The sequence below is a fragment of the Rhodococcus maanshanensis NBRC 100610 genome (assembly GCF_001894865.1).
In the GTDB taxonomy this organism is placed as follows: Bacteria; Actinomycetota; Actinomycetes; order Mycobacteriales; family Mycobacteriaceae; genus Rhodococcus_G; species Rhodococcus_G maanshanensis.
In genome coordinates this window covers 86,188-100,326 of sequence record NZ_BCXA01000020.1, presented here as the reverse complement: position 1 = coordinate 100,326, position 14,139 = coordinate 86,188, and the positions used below count along the sequence as shown (strand labels likewise).

Annotated in this window: 12 protein-coding genes; 3 read left to right on the top strand and 9 right to left on the bottom strand. The window is 70.3% G+C overall.

All coding sequences use genetic code 11. The annotated features are described in order from the left end of the window. The first annotated feature begins 92 nt into the window (after window positions 1-92). Window positions 93-1,034, top strand: a complete 942-nt coding sequence (gene ypfJ, locus RM1_RS10990; protein WP_072751324.1) for a KPN_02809 family neutral zinc metallopeptidase — start codon at window positions 93-95, stop codon at window positions 1,032-1,034. 25 nt (window positions 1,035-1,059) lie between these two features. On the opposite strand, the gene RM1_RS10985 is transcribed toward ypfJ, so the two are convergent. The 3 genes from RM1_RS10985 to RM1_RS10975 all read right to left on the bottom strand — a co-directional run bounded on the left by RM1_RS10985 (window position 1,060) and on the right by RM1_RS10975 (window position 4,298). After that, complete coding sequence (locus RM1_RS10985) at window positions 1,060-2,130, bottom strand: AI-2E family transporter (protein WP_072751423.1); 1,071 nt, start codon at window positions 2,128-2,130, stop codon at window positions 1,060-1,062. Between the two features lie 142 nt (window positions 2,131-2,272). Beyond that, entirely contained in the window at window positions 2,273-3,211 is a 939-nt protein-coding gene (locus RM1_RS10980; protein WP_143069444.1) for a hypothetical protein, read from the bottom strand. Between the two features lie 58 nt (window positions 3,212-3,269). Next, on the bottom strand, window positions 3,270-4,298 hold the full coding sequence (locus RM1_RS10975) for an Rv2578c family radical SAM protein (protein ID WP_072751322.1): 1,029 nt from the start codon (window positions 4,296-4,298) through the stop codon (window positions 3,270-3,272). Window positions 4,299-4,385: 87 nt separating this feature from the next. On the opposite strand from RM1_RS10975, the gene RM1_RS10970 reads away from it, so the two are divergent. Together RM1_RS10970 and RM1_RS10965 are read left to right on the top strand one after the other, a co-directional pair. Beyond that, window positions 4,386-5,300, top strand: coding sequence for a DUF5995 family protein (locus RM1_RS10970; protein ID WP_072751321.1), 915 nt, complete (start codon window positions 4,386-4,388; stop codon window positions 5,298-5,300). A 12-nt stretch (window positions 5,301-5,312) separates the two neighbouring features. Beyond that, window positions 5,313-6,953 (top strand): FAD-dependent monooxygenase, encoded by a 1,641-nt coding sequence (locus tag RM1_RS10965; RefSeq protein WP_072751320.1) that lies wholly within the window; start codon window positions 5,313-5,315, stop codon window positions 6,951-6,953. Window positions 6,954-6,965: 12 nt separating this feature from the next. Here the strand turns inward: RM1_RS10965 and RM1_RS10960 are convergent, their stop codons facing one another. The 6 genes from RM1_RS10960 to RM1_RS10935 all read right to left on the bottom strand — a co-directional run bounded on the left by RM1_RS10960 (window position 6,966) and on the right by RM1_RS10935 (window position 13,998). Then, a complete protein-coding gene (locus RM1_RS10960; RefSeq protein ID WP_072751319.1) occupies window positions 6,966-7,232 on the bottom strand; it encodes a DUF1876 domain-containing protein in 267 nt (88 codons plus the stop codon). 77 nt (window positions 7,233-7,309) lie between these two features. Further along, entirely contained in the window at window positions 7,310-9,037 is a 1,728-nt protein-coding gene (gene atzF / locus RM1_RS10955) for an allophanate hydrolase (protein WP_072751318.1), read from the bottom strand. Further along, on the bottom strand, window positions 8,983-10,959 hold the full coding sequence (locus RM1_RS10950) for a 5-oxoprolinase/urea amidolyase family protein (RefSeq protein WP_425528698.1): 1,977 nt from the start codon (window positions 10,957-10,959) through the stop codon (window positions 8,983-8,985). The genes atzF and RM1_RS10950 overlap by 55 nt, the downstream gene beginning before the upstream one ends. Window positions 10,960-10,985: 26 nt before the next feature. Beyond that, complete coding sequence (locus RM1_RS10945; protein ID WP_072751316.1) at window positions 10,986-11,642, bottom strand: urea amidolyase associated protein UAAP2; 657 nt, start codon at window positions 11,640-11,642, stop codon at window positions 10,986-10,988. After that, window positions 11,639-12,484 (bottom strand): urea amidolyase associated protein UAAP1, encoded by an 846-nt coding sequence (locus tag RM1_RS10940; RefSeq protein WP_072751422.1) that lies wholly within the window; start codon window positions 12,482-12,484, stop codon window positions 11,639-11,641. The genes RM1_RS10945 and RM1_RS10940 overlap by 4 nt, the downstream gene beginning before the upstream one ends. After that, entirely contained in the window at window positions 12,481-13,998 is a 1,518-nt protein-coding gene (locus tag RM1_RS10935; RefSeq protein ID WP_072751315.1) for an amino acid permease, read from the bottom strand. Before RM1_RS10935 ends, RM1_RS10940 begins: the two co-directional genes overlap by 4 nt. Window positions 13,999-14,139 lie beyond the last annotated feature (141 nt).

Genomic DNA, 14,139 nt, shown 5'->3' with positions numbered 1-14,139 from the left:
GCAGAAGACATAACCGCGCAGTCGGAACTTTGCGCGCGATCGCGTGTAAAGCTGTATCCGCAGTTCCTCGACTTCGAACGAAAGCGACGACGATGACCTTCAACGAGGGTGCGCGGATGGACTCGGGGCGCGTGACGGTCGGCGGCGGCCACCGCGGCGGCGGCGGTCGGGGCGGCAAGGCCGCGCTCGGTGGCGGCCTGGGCGGACTGGTGGTGCTCGTGCTCGCACTGCTGCTCGGCGGCAACCCGGGCTCGCTGCTCGGCGGGCTGACCGGCGCCTCCGACTCCGCCCAGCTGGGGACCGGCTCGATCTCGGAGCTGGAGAACTGCCAGACCGGCGCGGACGCGAACCGCGACGTGAACTGCCGGGTCGCGTTCACCACGGCGAGCCTCGACTCGGTGTGGGGCGAGGAACTCCAGAAGCAGACCGGTGTCCGCTACGCACAGCCCGGCGTCATGCTTTTCTCCGGCGCGGTGAACACCGGCTGCGGCAACGCCACCAGCGACGTCGGCCCGTTCTACTGCCCGGCCGATTCCACCGCCTACTTCGACACCAGCTTCTTCCAGCTGCTGGTGGACCAGTTCGGCTCGAGCGCGGGCCCGCTCGCGCAGGAGTACGTGGTCGCGCACGAGATCGGCCACCACATCCAGAACCAGCTCGGCGACATCGGCCGGGCGCAGGCGGACCCGAAGGGCGCCACGTCCGGAGCGGTGCGGACCGAACTGCAGGCCGACTGCTATGCGGGCGTCTGGGCGCACTACGCGGACACCAAGCCGGCCCCCGACGGCGGTGCACCGTTCCTCAAGAAGCTGAGCGAGAACGACATCCGGGACGCCCTGTCCGCCGCCTCCTCGGTGGGTGACGACAGGATCCAGCAGGCCACGAGCGGCCGGGTGAACCCGGAGGGCTGGACCCACGGCTCCTCCGATCAGCGAATGAAGTGGTTCGCCACCGGCTACCAGACCGGCCAGGTCAGCGCCTGCAACACCTACGCGGCCCGCGACCTCAACAACCCGACCGCGCTCAACCGCTGACCGGCCCCGACGCGTCCACCCGCTGCTACTCGGCTGGCGGGACGGGTTCGGTCTGGAGATCGTGGATGAGTTCGTAACGGCGACCGTAGGTTTCGACCAGCGACTGGATCACCGCGACGACCGGGACGGACACCAGCGCGCCGATCGCCCCGAACAGCGACGCCCCGACGATCACCGAGCCGAAGGCGACCGCGGGGTGGATCGACACGGTCTTGGAGGTGATCCGAGGATGCAGCAGGTAGTTCTCGACCTGCTGGTACGCCGTCCCGAAGGCCACCACCCACACCCCGTCGATCGGCTGCGCCGCGGCGGCGATGATCGCGGGCAACGCGATTGCCAGGTAGGTGCCGAGGGTCGGGATGAACTGCGAGACCACACCGGTCCAGATGGCCAGCGGGAGCCAGTACGGCACCCCGATCACCATCAGGAAGATGCCGGTGCCCACGGTGCTCACCGCCGCCAGGATCAATCGGGACACCACATAGCCGCCTGCCTTCTCCACGGAGATCTCCCAGACGGTGGAGATGACCTGCTGCTGCCGGGCCGGGAACCAGCTCGAGATCGTCCGGCGCAGAGCCGGGCCCTGCGCCGACATGTAGAACACGAACAGCAGCAGGGTCATCGCCTGGAACACGACCCCGAGCAGGGACGAGACCACCCCGAGCACACCCGGCGTGAAGCGTTGCGCGAGTTCGCGAATGGTGTCCGGGGTGAGCTTGAGGAGGTCCTCTCCGGTCGAGAAGTTGGTGTCGAAGGTCCGGTTGGCCCACTCCGTCAGCCGCGTGACGGCCCCCGGCAGCGCGGTGAGCAGCTGGGCGAGCTGCTCCGCCAGCAGCGCGCCGAACACCGCCAGGAACCCGATAGCGAACAGCAGCAGCGAGACCAGCACCAGCCCGGTGCCCGCGCCGCGGCGCCAGCCACGACGTTCGAACCAGTCGACCACCGGTTCGATGGTGACGCTGAAGAGCCACGCGAGGAAGAGCATGCCGAGGAACCCGCGCAGGTTGTGCAGCAGCCAGCCGAGCACCTGGTAGCCCGCAACGGCGAGCAGGACGTAGATGATCGCGGTCCGCAGCCATCGGCGATAGGTGGACATGCCCTCATCGGCCACCGGTGCGGGCACCCGCTCCGCGTTCGGTTCGCTGTCGTCGGTCATCGCACACTCCGTGGTCGGATGGTCGTGCCGCTACAGCGGAATGTACTCGCCGACCCCGATGGTGCGGGCGCCAAAGCGGCCGTCACGGCGTGCTGACGCAAGCGGCGGTCTCGGCGATCCTCGCGGGCAACGCGGCCTCGACGATCGCGGTGGCCCTGGCACTCGCGCCCGCGTTCGCGATGTCGTCGGCGACGGACGGCGACCCGGGGTCGAGGGCCGCGAGCTCCACCAGGACGTATCGGTGGTCCCGTCCCCCGAACCCCGTCGAGTGCCGGATCGTCCTGTCCCCCGTCGTCATCCAGCCCTGCTTGAGTCCCGGTCCGCCCAACCGCTCCAGCGTCGCCCAGACCCCGAAATCCTGGTCGAATCCGTCTGCGGCCACGGGCGTGGTCGCCTGCAACCCGGCGATCATGATCTGCCGCGCGGGCGCCGAGAGGCCGCCTCGCCCGGAGAGCAGGCCGTCGTAGTAGCGGGCGACGTCGGCGGCCGTGACTGCGGTGTCCCACCATGCGTCGGCCGCCGAGGTCGCGGACAGCGCGTATCGCTCGGCGACGCGCTCGACCACTGCCGGACCGCCGCCGAGCGTCCACAGCAGTTCGGCCCCGCCGTCATCTGAGGTGGCCAGCATGGACACGACACCGGCCAGCATCTCGCGGTCGATCGCCGTCGCCGTCGCCGCTCTGCGATGGAGATAGTCGTCGGCGATGAACAGCTTCGTCAGGGACGCCGCCGGGAAGCTCACCTCGGTGTCGCCCGCGCCGAGGTAGACGTCCGCCTCTCGGTCCACGAAGGCGATCCCGACGATGTCACCGTCCGCCGCCGCCCGCTCGACCGCGGTCGCCAACGCATCCGGGAACGGCCCGCAGGGGCCGTCATCCTCGGCTTTGAACGCCGAGTGCGCGGGTGCGGCCGACCAGCCGGGAGCTGCCGTCTCACCGGGGGTGAGGCCCGCGCAGATCGCTGCCGCGAGCACGCCACCCACCGCCCCGCGAACCAACCCCGAGCGGGAGCACCCGGACATCTTGCCGACCTTTGAAGAAAACTATTTCCCTACTACCACTATAGGTTTCGGCGCCGCGTCAGAACAGCGTCAGCGCGGGCGCGGCGCCTGCCCCGACAAGCTCGCGAGCGCGCGCGGGCGCGGACTCCTGTCGGTGCTCCGAGCGACCGCCGAGCCCGTACTTCTCGACGATGGGTCGCACCCGCTCGCGCAGCCACGTTTGATACTCCGGGGTCACGTACGCGCCTCGGCCGTAGAGCTGCCGGTACCTGCGGATCAGCGCGGGGTGTTCCTCGGCCAGCCAGTTCAGGAACCAGCCCCTGGTACTGCCCCGAAGGTGCATCGGGAACACCGTCACCCCCGTCGCGCCCGCCTCCGCGATCGCGCCGAGCAGCGCATCGAGATGTCGAGTCGTGTCGGTGAGATACGGGATCACCGGTGCCACCATCACGTTGCAGTCGAATCCCGCATCGGTGATCGCCCTGATCAGCTCCAGCCGGGCCTTCGGCGACGGCGTGCCCGGTTCGATTGCCTTCTGCAGGTCCGGGTCCCCGATCGCGAGCGAGACCCCGATCCCCACCGGAACCTGGCGCGCCGCCAGCGTGAGCAGGGGCAGGTCCCTACGCAGGAGGGTGCCCTTGGTGAGGATCGAGAACGGCGTCCCCGACTCCGCGAGCGCCCCGATGATCCCGGGCATCAGCCGGTAACGCCCCTCGGCCCGCTGGTAGGGATCCGTGTTGGTCCCGAGCGCGACATGCTCTCGCTTCCACGACCGACGGGCCAGCTCGCGCCTGAGCACGGCGGCGATATTGGTCTTCACCACGACCTGACTGTCGAAATCACGGCCCGCGTCCAGGTCGAGGTACTCATGGGTCGGCCTGGCGAAGCAGTAACGGCACGCGTGGGAGCAGCCGCGAAACGCATTGACCGTGAAACGAAATGGCAGCGTGGACTCGTCGGGCATCTTGTTCAGCGCGGACTTGCAGAGCACTTCGTGGAAGGTGATGCCCTCGAACTCGGGCGTCTGTACAGTGCGGACGAGCCCGGCCCGGGCGAGTCCGGGAAGGGCGCCGTCGTCGGCGTCGAGAGCCTGCCCCTGCCATCGCATACAGAGAGTCGAACACGTGTTCTAGGCGCTGTCAAGTGCGCTCCCGGACAACCGGCGCCGCCGCACCACGGTCGTTACACTCCGGCGATGAGCCTGCGCCGGACCACCGCCCGCACGTCCGTCTCCCGCCTCGCCGCCCTCTCCTCGATCACGCTCCTCGCCTCGATCGCCCTCGCCCAGCCCGCGGCAGCCGATCCCCTGCCTGCCTCGGCCTGCGGCACCCCGCTGTCCGCCGCCGAGGCGGGCACCGTCGCCGCACTGTCCGACACGTCCACGATCACCGCGACCGCATCGATGGACCGACTCGAGGAGGAGGTGGTCCGCCAGCAACGGATCTCCGACATCCTCGTCTCGCATGGCGACCGGCGCGGACTGTTCGGCATCGGACTCGACGCCGTCGTACAGCGGGCCGTCATGCCGCTGCAACGCGACAGCGCCGCCTTCGTCACCCCCGAGTGGGCCCACGCGATCAGCACCGATCTGCTGCGCCGCTACCTCGACAACGTGCATGCCGAGTTCACCGGCGCCCCAACCGAACCCGCCTGGGGGCGCTATTTCGCACTGAGTCGGGACTGCACCATGTCCCCCGCCCGGGTCGCCATGATCGGCTACAACGCGCACCTGACGGTCGACCTCGCCCGGGCCGTCGCCACGACCGGCACCACCGAGCGGAACGTGGCCGACTACTACAAGATCGTCGACTCCATCGCCACCGACGGGGACACGATCGTCACCAGGACGAATGCCGCCTACGGCGCCGACCTCGGCCCCCTGTGGCGGTTCTACTTCCTCGGTGAGGGTCTCGATCGGCTCGCGGGCGAGGGCGTCGCCTCCGAGCTGCTGCTGCGCGCCGCCGACAGCGGGTACAACACCCTCACCCTCGCCAACGGATTCGCCCTGCAGAATCCGCAGACAGCGCCCGCCGCGACCGCGGAGATGGAGGCGCTCTGGGCCACCGCCGACGGTGCGATCGAATTGCTCACCCGACTCGGCGGGCTCTGACAGAATCCGAGGATGACCTCGGCAGTCGAACCGCAGGTGGCACCCGTGACGGCCGATGTGCTGATCGTCGGGGCCGGCCCGGTCGGATTGACCCTCGCGGTGGAGCTGCGCTGGCGCGGGGTCGACGTCATCGTCGTCGACCGTCTCACCGAGCGCGCTCCCTACGCGAAGGCCGTCGGCATCCAACCCCGCACCGTCGAGGTCTGGGACGCGATGGGAGTGGCCCGCCCCGCGCTCGACGCGGCGACCACGATGCGCGGTCAGCTCGTGTACGTCAACGGCGCCAATGTCGCCCAGCTCGACCTCACCCTGCCCCCCGAGGTCCCGTACGGATTCCTCGCGCTCCCGCAGTACGAGACCGAACGGGTCCTCGGCGAGGCGCTGGACGGCCTCGGCGGCCAGGTCACCAGGGGCACCGAACTCACCGGGTTCGAACAGGATCCGTCCGGGGTTCGCGCCACGGTCAGGGACGGGTTCGGGGAGTTCACCGTCGAGTCGCAGTACCTCGTCGGCTGCGACGGCGCGCACAGCCTGGTTCGCAAGGGGTTGGGCATCTCGTTCGAGGGCGGCGCCTTCGCCGAGGAGTACATGCTCGCGGACGTCGAGGTGGACTGGACCATGCCAACCGGGTACGGCGTCCGTGCCATGCATCAGACCGACGGCGTCACGGACGACCTGCTGGTCTGCATCCCGCTGCCCGGCCACAGGCGCTACCGGGTCTCGATGCTGGTTCCCGACGAACTCGCCAGTGCCCCGGCGGGTTCCGGTGAGATAGCGCACGGCCTCGAGGGCGGGCGACGGCCCGAGCTGCGACACGTGCAGGCCGTGCTCGACCGGCTCTCACCCCAGCCGACGACCGCGAGCAGCCTGCGGTGGTCCTCCGTCTTCCGGATCAGCCATCGGCTGGCGGGCCGGTACGGCGTCGGTCGGGTGTTCCTGGCAGGCGACGCCGCGCACATCCACCCGCCCACCGGCGCGCAGGGCATGAACACCGGCGTCCAGGACGCATACAACCTCGGCTGGAAGCTGGCGCTGGCGGTGACCGGATCGGCGGCGCCTGCTCTGCTCGACAGCTATCACGAGGAACGGCACCCCGTCGGCGAGGAGGTGGTCGGGCGCACCGTCAAGAGCGCGCGGGAGGGCATCGGCGCGGACATGGCCGACCCCGCCGAGGCGATCGTGCGGGAGGCACAGCTGCTCGTCGGTTATCCCTCGAGCCCGTTGGTCGGCATCGGGTCCGGGCCTGCCGACGCGGTCCCCCGCCCGGGCGATCGCGCGCCCGATGCCGCGGGCCTGCGACAGGACAGCGTGGCGTTCCCGATCCGCCTGCACGAACTCTTCCGTCACCCCGGCCACACGCTGCTGCTGTGGGCCTCCGACGCGCAGGGCGCCGAGACGCAGCTCGCGCTCGCCGCCGAGGTGACCGACCGTTTCGGGCCTGCCGTGCGCAGCCGCCTCATCGTCGCAAGGGAGGCCGACCTGCCCGGCGTATCGGGGATCACCATGCGCGACGCCGACGGCAGGTTCGCCGCCGGCTACGGCGCAGGCGACCGAACCGGGTACCTCGTGCGCCCGGACGGCTACGTCGGGTTCCGATCGGACGAGATCACCTTCGCCGCTCTCGCCGACAATCTGGGCAGCACCCTGCGCTGATCGCGGCCTGCCTCAGCTGAAGAGATTCGACGGCTGCTTGGTGACCTCCTCGATATCGGCCGCGGTGGCCTCGATCAGTTGGTGGGACAGGTCCGCCAGTGCACGCGCGGACGCCAGCTCGTCGCCTATCGCCGGTACATCGGCGTCCTCCGGGTTCAGCCTGGCCAGCCCGACGCCGACCATCTCAGGTTTGTCGCCTGCGCTCAGCCGGGCCTTGGCCCGTGTTCGGCCTTCGTGCTCGTCGATGACGACGCTCACCGACCACTGCTTCACGTCCATCCTGCTCGCCTCCTCGAGTCACACCTCAACAATTGCAGGCGCGCGGCCACCCGTCGAGGGTGCGAGAACACCAGTCTTCAGCCGAGCGCCCCCGCCGCCAGCGCCGCCTTCCAACCGCCGTACTCGCTGATGTCGCGACCACCGGCCGCCGCGGCGTGATCGCACCCGAATCCGGTCCCCCAGCTGCCGTCGTCGAACTCGACCGAGCCGAGCTGCATCGGCGTCGGCAGCTCGGCGAGGAAGCGCCCGAGGGCGGCTGGGGAGAGCCGCCACTTCTCCCCCGCGATCGACACCCCACCGTCCGCCACCCGGATCAGTCCGGGCTTGCGGGGCACGGTGTCCAAGGCCGTGAGCCGGTAGTTCGGCGCGGTCCACACCGGCCCGAGCCAGCGGGCGCCGAGCGCGGTGAGCTGATGCTCGAGCGGCTGGCCGAGCAGGTGGGCGCCGAACACCGCCAGTTCGACCGACGGCGCCGCCGCGGCGGACCACCCCTCGCCCACCGAACCGCTCACCATCCCCGCGATGTCCGCCGCGACCGCATCCTCGAAGGCGCGGGCGAGCACGGTCACCCCGAAATGCGCCGGTCCCGCGGTCCCGGCGGGCACCGCCACCGCGCAGAGGTCGAAAAGGTTGCAGAAGTTGGTGTAGGTCCCCATCCGTGAGTTCACCCCGATCGGGTCGGCCGCGACCTCGGCGATGGTCGGATGCTCCGGTGCGGTGGGGATCATCAGGGCGTCGATGCCCGCCAACCGCACCATCGCCTCTGCCCGCAACCGGTGCAGGCGATTCCGGTCGGCGATCAGCCGATGCGCCTCGATTTCGCCCGCAGGCGCGACGATCGCCCGCACGGTGGGGTCGACGGCGTCGGGCCGCGAACGCACGAACTCCCCGACTGCCGCGTATCGCTCTGCCACCAACGCCCCGTCGTAGAGGAGCCTGGCGGCCTCGAGGAACGGGCCGAGATCGATCTCCACGATCTCGGCGCCGGATTCGGCGAGCGCGTCGACCGCCGCGCCGAACGCCGCCGACCAATCGTCATCGAGGCCGGGCAGCTCGCGCGGCACGGCCACCCGCGGACGCGACGGCGCGGCCAGCCGGACGTCCGCGGGCCATGCCCGGCCCGGCGCGCCCGCGGCGAGCACGGCCATCGCCCGCGTCGCCGAGTGCAGGTCGGGCGCGAAGATCGTCACGCAGTCGTAGGACGCGCACGCGGGCACCACACCCTCGGCGGAGACGACCCCATAGGTCGGTTTGATCCCGACGATCCCCTGCAGGGCGGCGGGCACCCGGCCCGATCCGGCGGTGTCGGTGCCGACCGCGAGGTCAACCAGCCCGAGCGCGACCGCCACGGCGGAGCCCGAGCTGGAGCCGCCCGAGATGTACTCGGGGCGACGCGAATCGCGCACCGCGCCGTATGGACTCCTGGTGCCGACGAGACCGGTCGCGAACTGGTCGAGATTCGTCTTCCCGATCACCACCGCGCCCGCCTGCCGCAGCGCGGCAACCGACTCGGCGTCCGACTCCGGCACGAAGGCGAATTCCGGGCAGGCGGCGGTGGTCGGCATCCCCGCCACGTCGACGTTGTCCTTGACCGCCAGCACCGTGCCACGCAACGTCGGTGCGTCGGCGCGCCGGTCAACCGCCTCCGCCTCCGCCAGCGCCTCCGACTCAGGGCGCAGGTGGATCCAGATCTCCGGCCGGTCGGCCGCCTCGATCGCGCGATACGCCGCCCTGACCCGTTCCACCGCCGTCACGCGGCCACCTCCTTTGCCTCGGTCTTGGCGAACTCCCCCGCCGCGGACCATGCCTCGCGTTCGGCCCCGAACGCCCGGGCCTGGGTGGCCCGGAACCCGGCGATCGACTCGGCGTTCTCCGCGAGGAACCGGTCGTGCTCGGCGAGCGAGAAGCTGCCGTCGACGATCTGGACCCCGCCCGCTCCGCCCGCGGCCGTCTCGGCCCGCAGCTCCAGCAGCTCGTCGGGTTCGACGGGGTACCAACTGATCCGGTCGAAGAATCGCAGCAGCCACGGGGTGCCGTCCTCGAACGGTCCCGACCGCTGCGGGTGCCGGTGATTCCACACCTGGGTGGTGCGGCCGACGAACTGGTAACCGCCGGGGCCCTCCATCCCGTAGATGCAGAGGTAGGCGCCGCCGATCCCGACCGCGTTCTCCGGCGTCCAGGTCCTGGCCGGGTTGTACTTGGTGGTGACCAGCCGGTGCCTCGGGTCGAGCGGGGTCGCCACCGGCGCTCCGAGGTAGACGTCGCCGAGCCCGAGGACCAGATACTGTGCGCCGAAGACGGTCTCGAAGACGTCGTCGACCGATTCCAGACCGTTCATCCGCCGGATGAACTCGATGTTCCAGGGGCACCAGGGCGCGTCGGCCCTGACGCCGTGCATGTACCGCTTGATCGCCTCGCGGGTGGAAGGGTCGTCCCAGGACAACGGCATCCTGACCTCTCGGCTCGGCACCACCAGTTCCGAGGCCTCGGGGAGCTGGTCCTCGGCCTCGGCGAGCAGGCCCATCAGCTTCCGGACCGGAAGCACGTCGGGGTCGACCCGGACCTGCAGCGACCGGATACCGGGGGTCAGGTCGAGCAGACCGGCCGGCTTCTCCGCCTCGAGCCGCTGATGCAGGGCGTGCGCCCGCGCCCGCAACGCCAGGTCGAGGCTCATGTCGCCGTACTCGACGAGCACGTTGTCGTCGCCGGAGCGCCGGTAGGTGACCTGGGTCGATCCGTCCCGCCTTGCGATCACTCCGTCGTCGCCGTCGCCGCCCCGACCGAAGACCGTCGACAGGCTGGCCCGGCGCCCAAGTCCCAGTTCGCTTCTCGACGCAGCGTGGGCCGTGCGGATGGGAACGAATCGAATGGTGTCCCCCGGGCTGAGCTGCCCGAGCTTCCATCGTTCCGCCGCCACCACGGTGACCGGGCAGACGAAACCGCCGAGGCTGGGGCCGTCGGGCCCGAGCAGGATGGGGGTGTCGCCGGTGAAATCGAGCGCCCCGACCGAATAGGCGTTGTCGTGGATGTTGGACGGATGCAGCCCCGCCTCGCCGCCGTCGGCGCGCGCCCAGTCCGGCTTCGGCCCGATCAACCGGACGCCGGTGCGGTCCGAGTTGAAGTGCACCTCGTAGTCGGTGGCCAGCAGGGTGTCGATGTCCTCCCTGGTGAAGAACTCCGGCGCCCCGTGCGGCCCCTCGGTGACCGCGATCTCCCAGTGACCCCCGATCACCGGCCGGTGCTCCATCGGAACGGGTTGGGCGGCGGCCGGGTTCGATGCCCCGCCGCCCGCGACGAGCACGTCGCCCTCGCGCAGGGTCCGGCCCTCGTGACCGCCGAACCGACCGAGGGTGAACGTCGCGGCGCTGCCCAGGTAGTCCGGCACGCTCAATCCGCCCCGGACCAGGACGTAGATCCGCAGGCCGGGACCGCTGACCGCGCCGACATCGAGGACGCCGCCGGCGGGCACGGCGACCGCCTGCCAGGACGGGACGGGCCGCCCGTCGACAGTGACGGCGGTTGGCGCCCCGGTGACACAGACGGTGGTCGATTCGGCGAACCGCAGGGCCGGGCCCGCCATCGTGCACTCGAGCCCCGGAGCGCCCTCGTCGTTGCCGAGCGCGACGTTCCCGAGCCGGAAGGACAGGTCGTCCATCGGTCCGGACGGCGGCACCCCGATCTGCCAGTACCCCACCCGACCGGGCCAGTCCTGCACGGCCGTCAGCATTCCAGGCCGCTCCACGGTGACCGCGTTCACCGGTTCACCCCGGTCGGCCGGGTGACGATCATCCGGACCTCGGTCGGATCGAAGCCGTTGCAGGGGTTGTTGATCTGCGGGCAGTTCGAGACCAGGACCAGGGCGTCCACCTCGGCCCGCAGGGCCAGCCGCTTGCCGGGCGCGGACAGCCCGTCGACGATCCCGAGGGTGCCGTCGGCGTCGACCGGCACGTTCATGAAGAAGTTGATGTTGGAGACCAGATCACGTTTCCCCAGTCCCCATTTCGCGCCCTCGGCCAGGAAGTTCTCCACGCAGGCATGCTGGTGCTTGGTGTGGTGGCCGTAGCGCAGCGTGTTCGACTCCTGCGAGCAGGCGCCGCCGACGGTGTCGTGGTTGCCCACCTCGTCCGCGACGATCGTCATGAGCGCGCTCGAATCGTCGGCCCGCAACACGCTTCCCGTGGAGAGGAAGAGATTGCGCTGCGCGGCGACGGTGGCCGCGGCCGAGTACCGCACTGCGTGGTCGTCGGCGGCATAGAAGAGGGTGTCGACGGCCTGGTTTCCGTGCAGGTCGACGATGGTCAGCACGTCGCCGGCGCGAACGATCGCCGACCACGGTCCGCGTGCGCCGACGGTCTCGTCGAGGACGACGGCGCCGGGGACGAGGGCGGGGATGTCGAGCGTGGAGGTCATTTCGCGTCCTTTCCGAACTGTGCTGCGGCCCAGGCGTCCTCGCTGTTGAGGACAGCCCGCCGGTACTCGGGGTCCTCGTTGGTCAGGGCGCCGAGATCGGCAACCGCCTCCCATGCGAGCACCTCGAGGGAGGTGGTCGGGTACGTCGGCGCGGGGTCGAGCGGGTGCGCGGTGTTCGCGATGAGCACGATCACCGGCAGGTGGATCAGCAGCTCGAGTTCCGCTCCGGCCCCGGCATTCCCGATGCTGGTCAGGGCGCCGTCCGCCTCGACCCGGACGCCGTGGAAGAAGCTCAGCGCGGGTGGCAGGTCGCGCTGGGTCAGGCCGTGCTTCGCGGCGGCGAGCGTCAGCAGCTCTCGGCCGGCCGGGGCGCCCGAATGCGCGGCACCCTCTCCGTACCGTGCGAGGTTGTCGGCCAGGCTGCTGGTGCCGCAGAAGGCGTCGTGGCGGCCCGAGGTGTCGGCGACGATCGTGGCAAGGACCCGCCCCTGATCGGAGAGCAGTGGATGCCCGGTACCGAGGTAGGCCTGCCATGGCACCTTCACCGTGTCGGCCGCGTTGAGCCGTTCCCACGGCGCGTCGGCGCGGTAGAGCAGCAGGTTCGCGCAGGCGGACCCGGCGAGGTCGCGCAGCCGCAGCCTGGTGCCCCTGGCCAGCACCTTCGAGGTGTAGCGGCCGCCCGCTACGGTCTCCGCCCAGGTCAGGCTTTCGGCTGGCACACCATCGGGTGGGCCGGGCCACCGGGAGGCCGGCAGCACCGGCATCGAATCGGTGATCTCGCCCGCCTGTGCGCGGGCGTGCGCACGGGCAGCGGTCGTGGTGTTCGTTGTGGTCACTGTCAGGCTCCGATCGTGACGGGGTTCGGTACGGTCTTGCCGCGCGGGTAGCAGAGGGCTCCGACGAGCACCACCGCCGCGACGGTGAGCGGCGCGGCCCATTGCAGGAGGGGGAATTCGCCTGTCGGGTTGAAGATCTCCGCGCGTGGCCAGGACAGGTTGACGACCATGAGCGCGCCGTAGAGGACCGCCGCGACGTTGACGGGGATCCCGAACTTCCCGAGCGAGAACAGCGGACGGCCCTCCGCGTCCACCTGCGGCCCGCCGCTCGGCCAGCCACCGAGCCTGCGCACCAGCAACGGCACGGTCACCATGAGGTAGGCCAGGTAGATCAGCACGATGCACACGCTCGAGAGGGTGGTGAAGATCGCGGAGTTGCCGACGTTGACGGCCAGCACCGCGACGCACAGCACGCCGATCAGGACGGAGGGCGCGATCGGGGTCCCCGTGCGGGGATTGACCCGGGCCAGCACCGGCGAGGCGGGCAGTCGGCCGTCGCGGGCCATCGAGAACATCAGCCGCGAGGCCGCGGTCTGGATGGCGAGGGTGCACACGAACACCGCGATGGCGACGTCGATCAGCAGCAACGTTCCCCACGGCGAGGACAGGATCGAGGTCAGCACGTACGGCAGGCCCTCGGTTGCGAGGCGGCCGTCGGTCAGGCTCGGCGCCGCCATCAACGCGCCGACGATCATCAGGCCGCCGCCGATGGCGGAGACCGAGAGTGCGAGCCGGATGGTGCGGGGAGCGACCCGGCGTGGGTTGCGGGTCTCCTCCGCGAGTTCACCCGCCGATCCGAACCCGACCATCACGTAGGCGGCCATCAGCCCGGAGACGATCCAGGCCCAGATGTACCCCGGCTGGGTGCCGGCCTCGCCCGTGTCGAACACGACGTCGGGCCCGCGCTGGGCGTGGGTGAAGAACATCCCGACAACCGCGATGACGCCGATGATCTCGCAGGTGACACCGATGTTGTTGATCCGCGACATCCAGTTGACGCCGATGCAGTTGATGGTGGTCGTCAGCACCAGCAGCACGGAGCCGAGCAGGACCGCGTTCGCGGCGCCGCTCGGGGAGGTCAGGGCGCTGTCCTCGCCGACGATCTGGAATCCGCTCCACACCGTCGGCAGCACGACCTGCAGCGCGATGGCCGCGGCGGAGGCCGTGACGATCTGGGCCAGGATCATGAACCAGCCGGCGAACCACCCGACGAGCTCGCCGCCCATTCGCCGCGACCACTGGTAGATCGCGCCCGAGATCGGGTATCGGGCGGCGAGTTCGGCGAAGCAGAGGGCAACCATGAACTGGCCGATGAACACGCACGGCCAGGCCCAGAAGAACGCTGGTCCTGCGAAGCTGAAACCGAGACCGAACAGCTGAAAGATGGTGGTCAGGATCGAGACGAAGGAGAAGCCGGCCGCGAAGGAGGCGAATTTGCCCAGCGACCGATGCAGCTGTTGTTCGTACCCGAATTCCGCCAGGTCGTCGTGGTCCTTGGACTGAGAAGCGACGGTCGTCATGGGCTCTCCTGCGAGGCGGGCGGCGGAGTATCTGTCAGTTGACAGTTTTCCGTCCGGCCGGTGCGCATGGGTGTCCCGCACGTTTCGAGGTTCGAGCTTTCCGTTGCGTCTCAATGTCATTCGTTACGCCGGTATTGCGGA